Origin of the sequence: Methanobrevibacter sp., from assembly GCF_045636185.1 — an archaeon.
Classification (GTDB): domain Archaea; phylum Methanobacteriota; class Methanobacteria; order Methanobacteriales; family Methanobacteriaceae; genus Methanocatella.
Genome location: NZ_JAZTXC010000109.1, coordinates 1 through 16,584, shown reverse-complemented (window position 1 = coordinate 16,584; position 16,584 = coordinate 1). Strand labels below are relative to the sequence as shown.

Genomic DNA, 16,584 nt, shown 5'->3' with positions numbered 1-16,584 from the left:
AGTATCAATTTATCATATATTTTTTACAAATATTATTAGGTTTATATTATATATAATATTATTTGTTGCACTGAAATTATGGCATGATGTATTTTCATATTTTAAGGAAATTTATTTAACGCGATGTTTATATCCTAAGCCAACAACATACATTTCAGAGCTTTTTTTACGTGAGGATGGAGGTTTGGTTGTTTTAACTTGTCTAAATTTCTTTTTAAGGCCATCCAGCATAGCTTTATATTCTGGGCCTTGAAATACTTTCATAACTAAATTGCCTTTATGTTCTAGAATATTATCTGCTATTCCAATAACTGCATTTGTCAAATCAATGGACCTTAATTGATCTAGATTTTTAATACCGCATAATTCTGGAGAAGCATCACTCATTACCACTTTTGCTTTTCCTCCAATAACACGCATAATCTTGTCCTGAACTTCCTGTGTTGTGAAATCTCCTTTTATTCTATAATAATTTTCTTCGGGAAGTGCTCTGATATGATTGAGGTCAACACCAACCACTATACCTTCTTCTCCGACTCTTTCTAAAGCTACCTGTGACCATCCTCCGGGTGCGGCTCCAAGGTCAACAACGGTATTTGATTGTTTTATAATCTTATATTTTTTATCTAATTGTTTAAGTTTGTAAGATGCTCTTGAACGGTAATCTTCTGCTTTTGCTCTTTTGTAATATGGATCGCTTTTTCTCTCCATTTGCCATTTACTGCCCATTTTAATCCTCCGGATATTGTGTAAAATCAAGTGCACTACATACTGGGGCGCCAATTTTAATTATTTCCACATCAACATTTTTATCATTAACTTCAAGCAACATCACGGTTCTGTCTGCAAGTCTAGGCACAATCGGACTTCCAGGATTTAAAAGCAAAACATCTTCAATTTGCTCTATTTTTGGTTGATGTGAATGTCCAGAAATTAAAATATTCACATCCAATTGCTTTGCTAAGTATAATAATTGCTGAGTATCGCCTCTCGGATAAACTTCACCATGGACTACTCCTATTTTAATGCCTTCAACCTCAATTGTTCTAGCCTTTGGCAAATCAAGACCTGCAACTCTATCCATGTTTCCTTGAATGGCCATTACGGGAGCTATTTCTTCTAATTCATCAATAACTGATTGTGTTGTTAAATCTCCTGCATGGATAATCAAATCAACATCTTTAAATGCATCTAAAACGTTTTGGGGAATTATTCTGGCCCTATCTGGAATATGTGTATCTGAAATTAATCCTATTAGCATATTTTTTCCTCAAATATATTCTGTTTATCATCACTTTTAAATTTTAAATAAAAACAGTTATTAATTTATAATTACATAAATAATATCATCATCTTCGAGGATTGATTTTATGGGTAAAGTAAAAAAAGAAGACATATTGGAGATTTTAAGTAAATATGATAAGGACGAAATAACTATCGCTACCCTTGGAAGCCACACTTCTTTGCATATCTTGCAAGGTGCTAAAGAAGAAGGCTTTAGAACAGCTATTGTCTGTGAAAAAGGAAGAGAAGTACCTTATCAAAGATTTAATGTTGCTGATGAATATATCATTGTCGATGAATTTAAAGACATTGTTAATGAAGAAGTTCAACAACAATTAAGAGATATGAATGCAATTGTGGTCCCACATGGCTCATTTGTAGCTTATGCCGGTTTAGACAATGTTGAAGACAAATTCAATGTTCCTATGTTCGGTAACAGGGATGTTTTAAGATGGGAAGCTGAAAGAGATAAAGAAAGAGCATTGCTTGTTGAAGGTGATGTCCGTATTCCTTATAAATATGACAGCCCATCTCAAATCGACAGACCAGTAATGGTAAAATTCCCTGGAGCAAGAGGAGGAAGAGGATATTTTGTAGCATCCTCCACAGAAGAATTCGATGCAAAAATCGAAGCTATGAAAGCACGTGGCTGGTTGGATGATTCTGATGTTGAAGCAGCACACATTGAAGAATATGTTTCCGGTTGTAACTACTGTATACACTATTTCTATTCAGCACTTGATGATAAAGTTGAATTGATGGGTATGGATACAAGATATGAATCCAGTATTGATGGATTTGTAAGAATGCCAGCAAAAGACCAACTGGACATTGATTTAAGTCCTTCTTATGTTGTTACTGGTAACCACCCTGCTGTAATTCGTGAATCATTACTTCCACAAGTCTTTGACATTGCTGATAAATTAACTGAAAGTGCTAAAAAATTAGTTGCACCTGGATTAAATGGTCCTTTCTGTATGCAAACATTAGTAAATGATAATTTAGAAGTAATTTGTTTTGAAATCAGTGCTAGAACTGATGGTGGAACTAACACATTTATGGACGGATCTCCTTACTCATACTTGACCTATGGTAAACCAATGAGTATGGGTAGAAGAATTGCTTTAGAAATTAAAAACGGTATAGAAAGAGATGAATTAGAAAAAATAATAACATAATTTAGTTATTATTTTTCTTTTTATTTTTATTTTTATTTTTTCCAGTTTTTTGCTGTTTTTCATATTCTATTTTTGCTTTTTCACGACTTCTTTTAGCCCATGCACCAACAAATCCTATAAATGCTCCAATAAGAAGGAAAACTAATATTACTATTATTATTCCAGTGGTCGTTGAATAAAATGGTTCATTTCCAAATGCTTTTGTAACTAATGCTAAATATATTAGAGGTGTTGCTGCAATTGCACCAAGTACAGTTCCATATTTGATATTTTTGGCTGACCATCCTACATATAGCAAACCTACTGATGAGAATAGCATTAACCAATCTTGACCTCCATTTGATGCAAAAATGGCTAGTCCTGCAGTTATTGCAGACCCTATAATAAGTGATCTCCAATCAATATCATTTTTTAAATCCATATTCTATCTCCTATCTTTTCTTGATGAAATAAGTCCTCCAAATGCTCCAGTAATCCCCATAACTATGGCATAGTAAATTAATTCCATTACCACATCAATTAAACTTGTTATGCCAGATATTGTAAATCCAGTAAGTCCTCCCAAAATTCCGGTTAGACTGCTTCCTACTGTAACAAGTATTATAAAAAGTATGGCCGATACGATTGTACCAAATGCTCCGGCAACAGCAGCATTCCACATTCCTCCAAGGGCTCCTGAATGGGCGATATAACCCACAATAAAACCTACAATTAATAATCCTACAAATTCGTAGTGTCCAAAGAACGCTTTAACGAAAACAGCCAGTATAAAACCTATTATTACTGCACGCCAGTTAGTCATTATTTCACCTTTAAATAAATTAATGAATATTAATTTATATGTAGGTATTAAAAAGATTTGCGATATTTAATACAAGTCTGATAGCTTATCTTTGATTTGTTCAAGTACTGCTAGATGCATTCTTTTTGTAAATTCTGCCCTATCGTTTTGATTTAAAACATCAAGATAACCTTGTGATACTAAATTAAATGCAAATGGTGTAGGAATAACGGTATTAATTGTTTTTATTTCCATTTCTTCTGATGCAATCCATTCTATTACTTTTTGAGCATTTTCAACATCCATATAATCTTCAAGGGCTTCTCTTTTTGCTTCTTTTAATATTGAGAAATTTTCATCCATGTCCTGAACAAATTTAAGCAATATTTTTCCACGAACCTGCTGGCGTCCAACAGATTTTGATTCTCCTTTATATCTTCTTAGTGTCATTAACGAACGGCCTGCACAATGCCTGAATCTGCTGGCCAGCGTTTCTGTTTTATCAAGTGATTGTGTAAGTATTGGACGAAAATTTTCAGGGGTTAATTGACTGAATGATTCAAGTCCGCCAATTTTTGTGTCTGAACTTAAATAAAATCCATTGTCTGATATGGATATTGTAACATTCATATTGTATCTTCTTGCTACCAAGTAAGCTACTGCACGGGAGAGTGCATCATTTACCTTTCTTCCAAACAGACTGTGGAATATTACGAAGCGTCTGTCACCAAAACCGCGATAATATTCGATGAGTAATTTTCTATTGCTTGGAATTTGAGCATACTTGAATTGCTCAACAAAATATTCATAGATGGAATTTGCAGCAAAATCATCTACATAAAGATAATCATATATGAATTCCATTATATGCTCTTTACTTCGTCTGTATTGAAACATGGAGTCCATGTGTGCTCTAAAACGTTGAATATCCATTGCCAAATCAAAAGATAATGGCAACTGTTGTGAAAACCATGAAGGAATTGTTGGCGGGCCACTGGAAGGTGAAACATTAATTGTCATACCTTTGCCGTAGTTAAATCGGTATGTGTCTCCCCCTAAGACAAAAGTATCTCCTTTTTTAAGCCTTTCCATAAATTCCGCTTCAATTCTACCGACAGTTTCTCCATCACATTTAACCAAAACACCTGAACTATCTGGAATAGTGCCGATATTTGTTGAATAAAGCATTCTGGCTAATTTGCCTCTTTTACCAAAAGTATTCTCCTTATAGTCAATCCATATTTTGGCATAAACATATCTCTCTTCAAGCTGAGGATATTCTCCTGCCATATAACTTAAAACATCTTCATAGTCGTCTCTTGTGAGGTCTTTATAGCAATAGCTTTTTCGAATAATGTCATAGGCATAATCGATATCCCAGACATTTTCAATGGCCATTCCGTAAATGTGCTGTGCTAATACGTCCAAACAGTTTTTTGGAATTTGGATTCTGTCAATTTTTCCTTCCTTGGCATTTTTTAAAAGAATGGAACATTCCACTAAATCGTCCCTGTCTGTTACAATAATTTTTCCCCTTGATTTTTCATGCAGTCTATGTCCACTACGACCAATTCTTTGTAGGGCTCTGGAAACGGATTTTGGTGAATTAATAAGAACAACCAAATCAATATAACCTATATCAATACCCAATTCCAGAGATGTTGATGATACAACAGCTTTAAGTTTCCCTTCTTTTAAGCTGTTCTCAGTTTCCAGCCTAACTTCTTTGGATAAGGAGGAGTGGTGGGCCATGATATTTTTGCTATTGTAGTTCATTGGAAACATTTTTTTAAGATTATACACGAATCTTTCAGTTCCGCTACGGGTATTGGTAAAAATCAATGTGGTTTTATTTTCCTGTATTAAATCATCTAGCATGCTGTATAATCCTAAACGCGTATCCTCTTCATCTGCAATGGTAATGTCACTTACCGGACACATTACTTCCATGTCCAGATCCTTCAGATAATTAATGTTGACAATTTCACAGTCTCTTTCAATACCGTATTCATAGCCAACTAAAAAACGGGCAACTTCATCAAGAGGACTAACAGTAGCTGAAAGACCTATTCTTGTAAAATTACCTACCAGGTGGTGCAATCTCTCAAGAGATAAACTCAAATGAACTCCACGTTTATTCTCAGCCAGTGAATGAATTTCATCAACAATGACATATTTAACATGGCTTAATTTTTCCCTAAACTTCGGAGCAACAAGAAGAATGGATAACGTTTCTGGGGTTGTGATTAGGATATGCGGCGGTACTTTGAGCATTTTTTGCCTTTGATACTGGGTGGTGTCTCCCGTTCTTACAGCTTTTCTAATGCCTAATGGTTTGCCTGCAATTTCTTCTATTTCTTGCAATGGTTCTTCCAGGTTTTTTTCAATATCGTTATCCAGCGCTTTTAAAGGAGAAATGTAAATGCAATAAACCTTATCTTCAAGCTTTCCCTTTTCGGATAGTGTTGTCAGTTCACTTATTATTGATAAAAAAGAAGTTAATGTTTTACCTGAGCCTGTAGGTGAGGAAACTAAAATATTTTTATTTTTATGAATTTCAATTATGGATCTTTTTTGAGCAGGGGTAAAGTCATCAAATTTATTGTCAAACCATTCCCTTACCCAGGGATGCAGTATTTTGTAAATTGCTTTTTTTGAATAGTTTTTTGTCTGCTCATGAATCATATTATCAATTTAGTTTTGCCTTAAAGATTATATATTTTTGAAATCTAATAATAAATATATTGATATTAGAGGTTATAAAAATGCCTAATTTAACTATGAATGAAGCGATAGAAAATCTTAAAAGTGAAGATGTAAGTGTTAGAAAAGAAGCTATTGAATCATTAATTGGTGTAACTGATGAAGCGGCTATTGATCCATTAATTGAAGCTACAACAGATGATAATGCACAAGTTAGATTTAAAGCAGCAGAAATTTTAGGAAATATGGGAAATGTTGCATTTGACAGATTAGTTTCTAAATTCACATCAGAAACAGGTAAAAACAAAAGATTTTTAGCATTCGCTTTAAAAGAAACTCACAATGAAAAAGCTATTCCTTTATTTGCTGAAGCAGTAAGTGATGAGGACTTTGGTGTTAGAAAAGTCTCAATCCGTGCTTTAGGTGAACTTCAGGCTAATGATGAATTGGATACTATTGCTAAAGGTTTGGAAGATGAAGATTGGGGTGTAAGGTTAGCAACCATACATGCATGTGCTGATTTAGCTTCTGATGAATCAATTGCATTAATTAAAAAAGCAAGAAGGGATGAATCAGATAAGGACTTTAAAAAATCCTGTAACAAGGCAATTAAAAAGGCTGAAAAAAATCAAAAGGCTAAAGCAGAAGGTAAAGTTGTGACAAATACAATACCTATGAAAACAATTAAGGAAATGGAATCCACCAATCCTCAAAAAGCAATCAAGGAATATGAAAAATATGTTCAGGCTGAAAGCGATAAGGATGCTCCATATAAAAGATTAGCTATTTTATATAGAAAATTGCGTCAGGAAGATAAAGAAATTGAAGTTCTTGAAAAAGCAATTAAAGTATTGTCTGAGAAGAAGCCTGGAAAAGAAAAATGGTTTGTCAACAGATTGAATAAAATGAAATAATTATTTTTCGATTAATTCATACAAATCATCTCTTCTATTTTTTAAAACGGGAATTTCATTCCTTACTTTTTTTATTTCATCCAAATCAATTTCAACTGTTTTTAATTCTTCTTTTTGACCTAACTGGCAGATTACTTCACCCCAAGGATTTACAACAATCGAATGACCATAACTGTGATAGCTTGAATCTTTATTCAATGCAGGTGCAACACCGACACAGAATACCTGATTGTCAAGGGCTCGGGATCTAAATAATAGCTCCCAGTGGGCAGGTCCTGTGGTCATGTTAAATGCTCCTGGATAAAACAGTATGTCTGCCCCATTATTAACATTTATTTGGGCTAACTGGGGAAATCTAACATCATAGCATATTCCCATACCAATCTTTCCAAAATCAGTTTCACAAACGCTAAATTTATTTCCTGGTGTTAATGTATCGGATTCCTTAAAATAGATTCCGCCTTCCACATCAACATCGAATAAATGCATTTTGCGATGTTTTGCAATAATCGTGCCTTCTTTGTCAAACAGATAACTGGTATTGTATATTTTTGAATCCTCTTTTTCAGGTATTGATCCTGCGAGGATATAAGTTTCATGTTTTTTTGATAATTTAGAAATAGAATCTAGTGTAGGGCTTGATTTTTCGTTTTCCGCATATTCGACAAATTTGTCATTGGAATATGGGCAGTTGAACATTTCTGGAAGAACAATAAAATTAGAATTATGTTTTGCAGCTTCATTTATCATTGAAGTTGCTTTTAATATGTTTTCTTGCTTATTGTCAATAACATTCATTTGACATAAAGCTATTTTTAATTTATTCATGGTTAATACTTAAAAATTAATTGAAAAGTATGAAATTAAATCATACTTATTCAACATGTGCGGATTTTAATACAGTTTCAATTTCACTGGAATTGACGTCATCAATTGTTTTTCCTGTTATTTTGAATACATTTAGGGTATTGTTAGATAATATTGAAACATATCTTGTAAAAGTACCATTTGTACTCTCTATAATAACATTTGATGCATTTTTTCCATCAATTTGCATTGGCTGAATCGTATTAATATAACCGCTACTTCCTTGAGCAGAACTTATTCTATCATTATTTACTTCATATATTGATGAAAATGCACTAGTAACATTATAATACTCTATTACAGTACCATTACTGCCCTCAAAAAAGACCGCTCCAGTATGTGATGCATCGCTTCCATTTATCTCGTTCCAAGAGGATGCAGGAGTAAATGAAATTTTAGCATCTGAATATTTAGCTGAAGTATTGTTTTGGTTTGTTATATTAGCAGATGGTCCTGTAGCTACAATTATACCAATTACAATTAAGGTAATAAGTAAAATAGCACCGATGACAATTTTATTATCTTTGATGATTTGAATTGTACTTTCTTCATTTTCATTTTTATTAATTATTGGTCTGTCTTCAAAGATATCTTCTTGTATAGGGGCTTTTACTTTTGGTTTGGGAAATTTATATCCACAATTTCCACAAACTGGAGCACCATCGTAACTAGGATTTCCACATTCAGGACATTTTTTCACAGATTTACCTCCTATTAAAATTTACTATATTACTTATAATATTTAAAGTAAGTGATTAAAATATATAATTAAGGTGGTATTAAATGTCAGATGAAAATAAAATTGATGTTAATGATATTAATTATGCTGTTTATAAATTAGGTACTTGGGAAAATAATTATGAAATTAATCAAATTGGTTTATCAAAAGAAATTCCGGTAACTAAACCAACAATAACTCATATTAAATTTACTATGGATGAAATTAGAAAATCTCAATTTGATATTTCGGATAAAACAGTTAATGGTTTCGTAGCTATTGCACTGCAATTGAATCCGAAAGTTCAAGAAATGGAATTGGATGACGTTATTAGTTTGGAACAGGAAGAATATGATAAAATAATAGAAGAATTGGATAATTTGGATTTGTTGGATGAAAATTCCACAATTGACTTGGATGATGAAACTTATCTTATCTATAAATTAGAAAAGGAATGCCATGTAACCACATCCATTCCAGCTAATGAACATACCAAAAAATTCTATGAAGCAGAAATGAAAAGAATTGATGATGCAGTTTTAAATTAAAATGCATCCAATGTAACTTTTTTATCTCTTTTTAATTCACGAGGAGGTTCAACGCTGACAAATTCAATACCTTCCTCTTCAATCATTTCTCGGGCATCTTCCATAAGTGATGGTGCAACTAATACTGCCCTGATTCTCTTTTTTTGAGCCTTACATTCTTTTAGATAATCATTATCTGTATTTTCCAGATCCTGCAGATATCTTCTTATTTGCTTTACAGCACTCACGCCGGCTTTACGTGCTTTCAATTCCAAAATCATTAAATTCCCATCACTATCTTTTCCTAAAATATCTATAAAACCGTGTTCGACACTATATTCTCTAGTTTTTGGTGTAAAGCCTTCCTCGATAATATGGGGTCTTTCCATAATCATGTCGCTCATGTCCTTTTCGTATCCTGCCTGTTCAAGTTCCTCAAAATCTTCAACATTTGCATAGTTGATGAATTGAATTTGCCTTACCTCAACAGTCAGTAATTCTTTTGGTGTCCTTCTGTGACTTTCAAGAATTAAGCGGTCATCTTTCATATAACTTCTGGTTTTGGATTTTGGCGGTTGCCAATTAACGGGTTCCACTTTTTTATCTTGATGTATTAAAAAAGACCCGTCTGGTTTAATCAGTATTATACGTTCTCCCCAGTTTAATTGGCTTAAAGCACGTCCCTCATATTCCACTTTACAACATGCAAAAAGAATTATTGTGGCTCTTTTACGCATAGCCTCTTCAACTAATTCATATGCTTTTTCACATTCAGGTTTTTCAAGAATTTTATATTTCATTACTTTTTACATTGGTTAGATTAATTTAAATATTTTGTTTTTAAAAAGTAAATTTAGATATATTGATGGTGAATTAAGATGTGTGAAGATGAATACTTTGATGAAAAAAGACAGACTTATGTGATGGATTCATTTGAATTTTCAAACGGAAAAATTTTAAATAATGTCTCTGTAGAATATATGACATTTGGAACTCCAAAATATGATGGTGATATAATTACTAATGCGATAATTTACTGTCATGGTTCTTTAGGTAATTTTTCTGGGGTTAAGAAGATATTTCCATTATTATATGAAAATGCACCATTCGATGAAAATAAATACTTCTTTATTTCAATGTCTGCTCTCGGATCTCCGGGTTCATGTTCACCCTCTTCAACTAATTTAAAAAGTAAGTTTCCAAGTTATAATATAGGGGATGTAGTGAATTTTCAAAAACAATTTTTGGCCGAAAAATTCAATATTAATCATGTTTTAGGTATTATTGGAAATTCTATGGGTGGTTTTGTAGCTTTAACGTCAGCTATTTTATATCCTGATTTTGCAGACTTTATAATGCCTGGTGTAAGTAGTTTTAAAGTTGCAGGGCATGATTATATTCTATCAAAATTTGTCAATGAAATAATAACTTCTGATGAAAGTTATGAAAAGGGAATTGATAATGATTCTCTAAAAAGAACATTAAGATTGGCAAGTCTTGCTGAATTCAATTTTGGTCTTTCTAAAGAAGCGTTAAGAGAAATGCCAAAGGAAGAATTGTCTCTTAATTTTGATGAATTTGGTGATGAAAGTCTATTTCTAGATATTTATGACGTAAAATACTGTAATGAAGCTTGTATGAATTATGATGTCGAAAAGGATTTGAATAAAATAACTTCCAAGGTTTTTATCATTGCATGTTATCAGGATCCACATTTTCCTCCTGAACTTGATGCCATTCCAATGTCTAAGATGATTAAAGACTCTAAATTGGTTATAATGGATTCAGAATTGGGACATTTATGTTTTAATGAGCTTGAAAATATTTCTGATGAATTAAGTAAATTTATGGGCAAATTTGGGGAATAAAATGATAGTTAAGATAACTAATTTTGATGAAAATGCCGAAATTCCATATGTTGACTATGAAGTTTCACAGCTGATGCAGAATCAAATGGATTTTTTAAATAATAACTTGGATGAAGAAACATCTATTGATGATGATATTTTAAAGATTAGAGTTTATTTTGAAGATTTTTTCCCTTTCCAAAGTGATGTGGCTAAAATTAGATTAGAAGATTTCATATCACGTGAAGAGATTGAAATGAATGTTTTTCTTTCTAGTTTTTTGGAAGATATGTGAACGAATTTCACATATTTCTTTGATTATTTTTCCACTATTTGTATGTTTAAATTGTATGTCTTTATTTTTTTTATGATTATTATTATATAATATAAAAATTAGATTTGTATTATATATCAATTCCAGGGGATTGATTTTATGGATAATGAGATATATTATTTAAAAAATGAACAACACTTTTTTGATGAATTTGAGTTTAAAAACGGTTATATTATAAAAAATGCCAAAGTGGATTATGGTGTTGTTGGAACCCCAAAATATGATGAAGAAGGCAATATTATAAATGCTATTTTATTTTGCCATAATTTCATGGAGGATTACTCATCCATTTCTAATGTTAGCGGTTTTAGGGAAGAAATTAATGTAATAAAAGAAGATTATTTTATAATTTCAATAACTTCTCTTGGCTTTCCCCAGTCTTGCTCTCCTTCAACTTCAGGATTAAACAAGGATTTTCCAAATTATGGAATTGAGGATTTAGTGAATTTTCAAAGACAATTGCTTAGTGAAAAATTTCCAAATATTAAAAAATTAAAAGGAATAATCGGTCATTCCATGGGTGGATTTACTGCTTTAGGTTTTTCCATATATTATCCTGAATATATGGAAAGTGTAGTTCTTTTGGACAGTTCTTTTAAATCCCAGGGATATAAATATGTCTTTTCAAATCTGGCTAATCGTATTATAGATCAATGTTCAGAATATTCACAGAATATGTATGATGAATCAATTTCAAGAATGTTAATTCTTATTTCACAAATTCATTATCTAATGAGTTTTTCAAGTGATTATTTAAATGAATTGTCTAATGATGAGATTGACATGTCTATAGAAAGATTCGCTGATGATATTTTATTTTTAGACATTTATGATATCAAATTTTGTAATGATTTTATTATATCATTTAACTTGGAATCAGAATTAGATAAAATAAAATGCAAATTGCTGATTATTTCATTTAATAGTACTAATTATTATATTCCAAAATTTGATGCTATTCCTTTACATGAATCCGTTGAAGGTTCACAGTATTTATCTTTTAATTTGATTAGAGATTCAGACAATAAAAATGAACTTATTAAAGTGATAGATGAGATTAGAAAATTTTTAGAGTCTGTTTAAAAAAATGAATTTTAGCTAGATTTCAATCTAGCTATTTTGAAGCTTCAAGCATATGTTCAACAGCTTTTAAAGATTTGCTTGCAACTTCATCAGGTACTTTAACTTCTGGAGATTCATTTTTAAGTGAATCCCTTACTTTTTCTAAAGTGTGAAGCTTCATTGTTTCACAGATTGCTCCCTCAAGTAAAGGATATAATTTTTTGCCGGGGATTTCTGCATTTATTCTTGTAATCATGTCAATTTCGGTACCGATTACAAATTCGTCATGATCACTTTCGGCTATAAATCTCAACATTCCTCCGGTTGATAATACTTCATCACATGCTTCCTGAACATTTTGATTACATTCCGGATGGCAGATGATGATTGCATTTGGATATTCTTTTCTTTTAAGTTCCACGTCTTCAATATGGAATAATTTATGGACATAGCAATGTCCTCCTTTAGGTGTTGGAATGATTTCCTTATCGGTTCTTTCTTGTACATGTGCTGCTAAATTGTTGTCTGGCCCGAATAATATTTTATCTTGATTTAAACTTTCAGTCACTTTAACTGCATTTGCAGAAGTACATAATGTGTCGGCATGCTGTTTTGCCTCAGCAATACTATTTACATAAAGTATTACTCCTGCATCAGGATGTTCTTCTTTTGATTTTAATAATTCTTCTTCAGGTAACATATGAGCCATTGGACATTCTGCATTTATATCTGGAATAACAATTTTTTTGTCCGGATTTAAAATATATGCAGTTTCCGCCATAAAATCCACACCACAAAATACCACTAAATCCTTATCATCGATTTCAGATGCTTTTATACATAATTCTAATGAATCACCTAAAAAATCAGCAATTTCCTGTATTTCTTTTGGCTGGTAATTATGTGCAAGAATTATTGCATTTTTTTCTTCTTTCAGCTGCTTTATTTCATCATGTAGAGAACTCATATTTTCACCTATTTAGTAAATTTTCTTACCTCGTTAGTAATAATTAATTTATAATCATCTTTATTATTTATGTCTTTTATCCAAAATGATATTTTAACATTTGTTTCTTCAAAAGTTATGTTCTTTGCATAAATTCTTGCCTTAGGTGTATCTAAGACACCATCTAATTGGTTTATTTTTTCTAAAATGTATGAATTAAATTCATCAAGATCAATATTGAGTGGTAAACCTGCCAAAATGTCAATACGGTATTTTTCAGGAGGTTTAAATAATGTAAATAAATTATTTGTTAATGTTGAATTGGGAATGATGCTTTGAATGCCGGTGTCATCTATAATGGTCGTTGTTCTTAAATTTATTGATTTAATCACTCCCTTTCTTCTATTCATTTGAATTGTGTCTCCAACTTTGATACTTCTGCCCAGTATCAATGTTATTCCAGATAATAAATTGGAAATCAAATCTTTTGCAGCAAGGCTCACTGCAATACCAACAATACCCAAACTCAATAGTGTACCATATAAATTAATTCCAAATAATTCAAATATGCTCACTAATGCTATAAAATAAATAATGAATACAATAATGTCTCGAATAAGATATATTCCAGGAATATTCTCTTTGAAGCGTTCCATGCGATTTAATCCTTTTGTGATTAATCTGCCCGCCAATGTTGTTATGATAATAATGGCTAGTATAGTAGCTAATGTCCAAATCATATTATGAGGAATTTCCATTTTATATCTCCTTTTTCATTAAATCTTCAGCAAGTTCAGTATTTTCAAAAATTTCTCGTGCTTGGGCCAGTAAATCACTGACATCAGTGTATCTGGTACTGATGTGGGTCAATATTAATTTTTCTGAGTTGGAATAAAGTGCAATTTCTGCAGCATCTTTTGAAGTTGAATGACCATGTGATTCTGCTTTATCTTTGTCTTCAGCTTTATATGTCGCTTCATGAATTAAAATACTTGAATCTCGTGCAAATTCAATCATTTCTTCACAGGGCATAGTGTCTCCGGAATATGTTATTTTATGACCCTTTCGGGGAGGTCCTAAAACTTGTTCCGGATTTATGGTTTTGCCGTTAACTTCAACAGGTATTCCTTTATGAAGCTTTCCAAAATCGGGACCTACTGGAACTCCCAATTCAATGGCTTTTTCACGTAAAAATCTTGGTTTTTTAATCTCTTCAACAGAATAGGCTAAAGCTAATGTATTATGTTTAACTCTCTGAGCTTTAATTATATATTCTTCATTTTCAATAATTGTTCCGCTATCAATTTCAACCCATTCCAGTGGGAAATCAAAATTAGGAAAACCCAAGTTGGAACCCAAGTTGGATATTGCATTGCGCAAATTATCTAGGCCTTTTGGTCCATATATGGTTAATTCGGTTTCACGGCCTCTAAAATTCATTGACTGTAAAAGTCCGGGAATGCCCAATATATGATCTCCATGATAATGCGTAATAAAAATCTTTGAGATTTTCATAGGGCTTATTTTCCCATATATTAGTTGTCTTTGTGTTCCTTCACCACAATCAAATAATATAGTTTCACCAAATGCTTTTAATACAATTGCAGGATGGCTTCTTGAACTTGAATGAACTGCAGATGAGGTTCCTAAAAATGTAATTTCCATAATCTAATCACTTATTTTTATATTGTATTAAAATATATATTCTATATGATATATTAAATTTTTAGGTGATTTTGTGAATAAAATACTAGAATATATGCTTGAAGAAGATGAGGGATTTGGTGATATAACCTCAAATAGTGTTATTGATAAAAATGAAGAAGTATGTGCATATATTATTTCTAAAGATGAAGGTATTTTAGCAGGTATCAATGTAGCTAAAGAATTATTTGAATCAAAGGATATTAAGGTTTTATTCCATTTAAATGATGGAAATGAAATAAAAAAAGGGGATTTATTGATGTCCCTTCAAGGCAATGCCCGAGATGTATTGCTGGTTGAGAGAACTGCTCTTAATTTATTAATGAGGATGAGCGGTGTGGCCACTGCAGCAAATGATTATGTAAAATTGGTTGACGGAAAAGTTATAATTGCGGGCACCCGTAAAACTCAACCTGCTATCGGTAAATTTGATAAATTGGCTTTACAAATTGGTGGGGCTGATACTCACAGATTTAGTTTGGATGATATGGTTCTAATTAAGGATAATCATATTTCAGTCGTCGGATCTCCTCTTGAAGCTCTTAAAAAAGCACAAAAAAATGTAAGCTTTTCTAAAAAAATAGAAATAGAAGTGGAAACACTTGAAGATGCAGTATTGTGTGTTGAAAATAAAGCTGATATCGTGATGCTGGATAATATGGATGCTTCAAAGGTTAAGGAGGTTTTAGCCGAACTTGAAAAAAGAAATATTCGTCAAAATTCCTTAATTGAAATTTCAGGTGGAATTAATTCTGAAAATATTATGGATTATGTTGATTTGGGCGTTGATATTATCTCAATTGGGGGTTTAACCCATTCTTCAAGAAGCTTGGATTTTAGTTTGAAAGTTAAAAGATAGATTAATCATTGTTTTTTAATTAAATTCATTTTTCATTCTTCTAGTTTTTTTCTAAAATATCTGCTAATCTTTTTTTTATTTTTTTCCTTTTTTTCAAATCCACAGAAAAACAAACTTTTAATAATATTGTAAAAGATATTAATATACATATAATAATTTTATGTTTTGTTATAAATGGTGATTCAATGGTAAAAATAGCTAAATTGGCATTGGAAGATGGAACTGTTATTAAAGGAGAAGGATTTGGTTATGAAGCTACTAAATTGGGCGAACTCGTTTTCTCAACAGGTATGGGTGGTTATACTGAATCTTTAACTGATCCGTCTTTTAAAGGAGAAATATTAATGTCCACTTACCCTTTAGAGGGTAATCATGGGGTAAGTGAAAAATGGTATCAATCTGATAAAATTCAGGTTGAAGGTTTTGTTTGTCGTGAAGTTTGTCGTGAATTGTCTAACTTCGGACCTCAAAAAACTTTAGATGAATTCTTAAAAGAATTTAAAACTCCAGGTATCAGTGGAATTGATACAAGGGATTTAACTTTAAAGATTCGTGAAAGAGGATCTCTTAAAGCAGCTATTACAACTGAAGATATTGATGATGACAAATTAGTTGAAATGGCTAAATCACAACCAAGCATTGAAGATAAAGATGTTGTACCTTTGGTTTCAACAAAAGAAATTAAAGTTTTCAATGAAGATGCTGATAAAAAAGTAGCGTTAATTGATTGTGGTGTTAAAAGAAATATTATTAACTCATTTTTAGAAAGAGATATTGGTGTTATTTTATTCACATATGACACTGATTATAAAACCGTTTTAGATTACTCTCCTTCTGGATTGATGATTACTTCCGGTCCG

Annotated in this window: 19 protein-coding genes; 8 read left to right on the top strand and 11 right to left on the bottom strand. The window is 31.8% G+C overall.

The genetic code is table 11. The annotated features are described in order from the left end of the window. Nucleotides 1–111: 111 nt before the first annotated feature. Entirely contained in the window at nt 112–729 is a 618-nt protein-coding gene (locus tag ACKI3Q_RS06185) for an RlmE family RNA methyltransferase (protein WP_407415307.1), read from the bottom strand. A gap of 1 nt (nt 730) precedes the next feature. Then, complete coding sequence (locus ACKI3Q_RS06180) at nt 731–1,261, bottom strand: metallophosphoesterase (RefSeq protein WP_407415305.1); 531 nt, start codon at nt 1,259–1,261, stop codon at nt 731–733. 109 nt (nt 1,262–1,370) lie between these two features. On the opposite strand from ACKI3Q_RS06180, the gene ACKI3Q_RS06175 reads away from it, so the two are divergent. Further along, nucleotides 1,371–2,462: a formate--phosphoribosylaminoimidazolecarboxamide ligase gene (locus ACKI3Q_RS06175; RefSeq protein WP_407415303.1), complete on the top strand. Its 1,092-nt coding sequence runs from the start codon at nt 1,371–1,373 to the stop codon at nt 2,460–2,462. Between the two features lies 1 nt (nt 2,463). On the opposite strand, the gene ACKI3Q_RS06170 is transcribed toward ACKI3Q_RS06175, so the two are convergent. The 3 genes from ACKI3Q_RS06170 to ACKI3Q_RS06160 form a co-directional block, all read right to left on the bottom strand. Then, entirely contained in the window at nt 2,464–2,883 is a 420-nt protein-coding gene (locus ACKI3Q_RS06170; protein ID WP_407415301.1) for a hypothetical protein, read from the bottom strand. 3 nt (nt 2,884–2,886) lie between these two features. Continuing rightward, on the bottom strand, nt 2,887–3,264 hold the full coding sequence (locus ACKI3Q_RS06165) for a DUF5518 domain-containing protein (RefSeq protein WP_407415299.1): 378 nt from the start codon (nt 3,262–3,264) through the stop codon (nt 2,887–2,889). 66 nt (nt 3,265–3,330) lie between these two features. Then, the gene (locus ACKI3Q_RS06160) at nt 3,331–5,928 is read right to left on the bottom strand and encodes an ATP-dependent helicase (protein ID WP_407415297.1); all 2,598 of its coding nucleotides are present in this window, start codon (nt 5,926–5,928) and stop codon (nt 3,331–3,333) included. An 80-nt stretch (nt 5,929–6,008) separates the two neighbouring features. Between ACKI3Q_RS06160 and ACKI3Q_RS06155 the strand changes: the two genes are divergently transcribed. After that, on the top strand, nt 6,009–6,860 hold the full coding sequence (locus ACKI3Q_RS06155) for a HEAT repeat domain-containing protein (protein ID WP_407415295.1): 852 nt from the start codon (nt 6,009–6,011) through the stop codon (nt 6,858–6,860). Here the strand turns inward: ACKI3Q_RS06155 and ACKI3Q_RS06150 are convergent, their stop codons facing one another. Both ACKI3Q_RS06150 and ACKI3Q_RS06145 read right to left on the bottom strand, forming a co-directional pair. Beyond that, nucleotides 6,861–7,688: a carbon-nitrogen hydrolase family protein gene (locus tag ACKI3Q_RS06150; RefSeq protein ID WP_407415293.1), complete on the bottom strand. Its 828-nt coding sequence runs from the start codon at nt 7,686–7,688 to the stop codon at nt 6,861–6,863. Between the two features lie 46 nt (nt 7,689–7,734). Next, a complete protein-coding gene (locus ACKI3Q_RS06145; RefSeq protein ID WP_407415291.1) occupies nt 7,735–8,427 on the bottom strand; it encodes a zinc ribbon domain-containing protein in 693 nt (230 codons plus the stop codon). A gap of 83 nt (nt 8,428–8,510) precedes the next feature. Here ACKI3Q_RS06145 and ACKI3Q_RS06140 point away from each other — a divergent pair, with 83 nt between their 5' ends. Continuing rightward, on the top strand, nt 8,511–8,993 hold the full coding sequence (locus tag ACKI3Q_RS06140; RefSeq protein ID WP_407415290.1) for a hypothetical protein: 483 nt from the start codon (nt 8,511–8,513) through the stop codon (nt 8,991–8,993). Here ACKI3Q_RS06140 and nucS read toward each other — a convergent pair. Further along, a complete protein-coding gene (gene nucS, locus ACKI3Q_RS06135) occupies nt 8,990–9,772 on the bottom strand; it encodes an endonuclease NucS (protein ID WP_407415288.1) in 783 nt (260 codons plus the stop codon). The genes ACKI3Q_RS06140 and nucS overlap by 4 nt on opposite strands. 78 nt (nt 9,773–9,850) lie before the next feature. Here nucS and ACKI3Q_RS06130 point away from each other — a divergent pair, with 78 nt between their 5' ends. The 3 genes from ACKI3Q_RS06130 to ACKI3Q_RS06120 all read left to right on the top strand — a co-directional run bounded on the left by ACKI3Q_RS06130 (nt 9,851) and on the right by ACKI3Q_RS06120 (nt 12,236). Next, nucleotides 9,851–10,840, top strand: coding sequence for an alpha/beta fold hydrolase (locus tag ACKI3Q_RS06130; RefSeq protein WP_407415286.1), 990 nt, complete (start codon nt 9,851–9,853; stop codon nt 10,838–10,840). 1 nt (nt 10,841) lies between these two features. Beyond that, nucleotides 10,842–11,114 (top strand): DUF5750 family protein, encoded by a 273-nt coding sequence (locus ACKI3Q_RS06125; RefSeq protein WP_407415284.1) that lies wholly within the window; start codon nt 10,842–10,844, stop codon nt 11,112–11,114. A 138-nt stretch (nt 11,115–11,252) separates the two neighbouring features. Continuing rightward, complete coding sequence (locus ACKI3Q_RS06120) at nt 11,253–12,236, top strand: alpha/beta fold hydrolase (protein WP_407415282.1); 984 nt, start codon at nt 11,253–11,255, stop codon at nt 12,234–12,236. 31 nt (nt 12,237–12,267) lie between these two features. Here ACKI3Q_RS06120 and nadA read toward each other — a convergent pair whose 3' ends face one another. From nadA to rnz, 3 genes are read right to left on the bottom strand one after another with little or no spacing between them, the layout of a single operon-like run. After that, on the bottom strand, nt 12,268–13,182 hold the full coding sequence (gene nadA, locus ACKI3Q_RS06115; RefSeq protein WP_407415280.1) for a quinolinate synthase NadA: 915 nt from the start codon (nt 13,180–13,182) through the stop codon (nt 12,268–12,270). Nucleotides 13,183–13,190: 8 nt separating this feature from the next. Then, complete coding sequence (locus ACKI3Q_RS06110; protein WP_407415278.1) at nt 13,191–13,919, bottom strand: mechanosensitive ion channel family protein; 729 nt, start codon at nt 13,917–13,919, stop codon at nt 13,191–13,193. 1 nt (nt 13,920) lies between these two features. Then, a complete protein-coding gene (rnz, locus tag ACKI3Q_RS06105; RefSeq protein ID WP_407415276.1) occupies nt 13,921–14,826 on the bottom strand; it encodes a ribonuclease Z in 906 nt (301 codons plus the stop codon). 73 nt (nt 14,827–14,899) lie between these two features. Here rnz and nadC point away from each other — a divergent pair, with 73 nt between their 5' ends. Both nadC and ACKI3Q_RS06095 read left to right on the top strand, forming a co-directional pair. Then, nucleotides 14,900–15,724, top strand: a complete 825-nt coding sequence (gene nadC / locus ACKI3Q_RS06100) for a carboxylating nicotinate-nucleotide diphosphorylase (protein ID WP_407415274.1) — start codon at nt 14,900–14,902, stop codon at nt 15,722–15,724. 185 nt (nt 15,725–15,909) lie between these two features. Next, on the top strand, nt 15,910–16,584 hold a 675-nt coding region (locus tag ACKI3Q_RS06095; protein ID WP_407415272.1), incomplete at its 3' end, for a carbamoyl-phosphate synthase domain-containing protein.

Coding starts and splice junctions, on each gene's coding strand:
- ACKI3Q_RS06185 (WP_407415307.1), bottom strand. CDS start 729: ATGGGCAGTAAATGGCAAATGGAGAGAAAAAGCGATCCATATTACAAA.
- ACKI3Q_RS06180 (WP_407415305.1), bottom strand. CDS start 1,261: ATGCTAATAGGATTAATTTCAGATACACATATTCCAGATAGGGCCAGA.
- ACKI3Q_RS06175 (WP_407415303.1), top strand. CDS start 1,371: ATGGGTAAAGTAAAAAAAGAAGACATATTGGAGATTTTAAGTAAATAT.
- ACKI3Q_RS06170 (WP_407415301.1), bottom strand. CDS start 2,883: ATGGATTTAAAAAATGATATTGATTGGAGATCACTTATTATAGGGTCT.
- ACKI3Q_RS06165 (WP_407415299.1), bottom strand. CDS start 3,264: ATGACTAACTGGCGTGCAGTAATAATAGGTTTTATACTGGCTGTTTTC.
- ACKI3Q_RS06160 (WP_407415297.1), bottom strand. CDS start 5,928: ATGATTCATGAGCAGACAAAAAACTATTCAAAAAAAGCAATTTACAAA.
- ACKI3Q_RS06155 (WP_407415295.1), top strand. CDS start 6,009: ATGCCTAATTTAACTATGAATGAAGCGATAGAAAATCTTAAAAGTGAA.
- ACKI3Q_RS06150 (WP_407415293.1), bottom strand. CDS start 7,688: ATGAATAAATTAAAAATAGCTTTATGTCAAATGAATGTTATTGACAAT.
- ACKI3Q_RS06140 (WP_407415290.1), top strand. CDS start 8,511: ATGTCAGATGAAAATAAAATTGATGTTAATGATATTAATTATGCTGTT.
- nucS (WP_407415288.1), bottom strand. CDS start 9,772: ATGAAATATAAAATTCTTGAAAAACCTGAATGTGAAAAAGCATATGAA.
- ACKI3Q_RS06130 (WP_407415286.1), top strand. CDS start 9,851: ATGTGTGAAGATGAATACTTTGATGAAAAAAGACAGACTTATGTGATG.
- ACKI3Q_RS06125 (WP_407415284.1), top strand. CDS start 10,842: ATGATAGTTAAGATAACTAATTTTGATGAAAATGCCGAAATTCCATAT.
- ACKI3Q_RS06120 (WP_407415282.1), top strand. CDS start 11,253: ATGGATAATGAGATATATTATTTAAAAAATGAACAACACTTTTTTGAT.
- nadA (WP_407415280.1), bottom strand. CDS start 13,182: ATGAGTTCTCTACATGATGAAATAAAGCAGCTGAAAGAAGAAAAAAAT.
- ACKI3Q_RS06110 (WP_407415278.1), bottom strand. CDS start 13,919: ATGGAAATTCCTCATAATATGATTTGGACATTAGCTACTATACTAGCC.
- rnz (WP_407415276.1), bottom strand. CDS start 14,826: ATGGAAATTACATTTTTAGGAACCTCATCTGCAGTTCATTCAAGTTCA.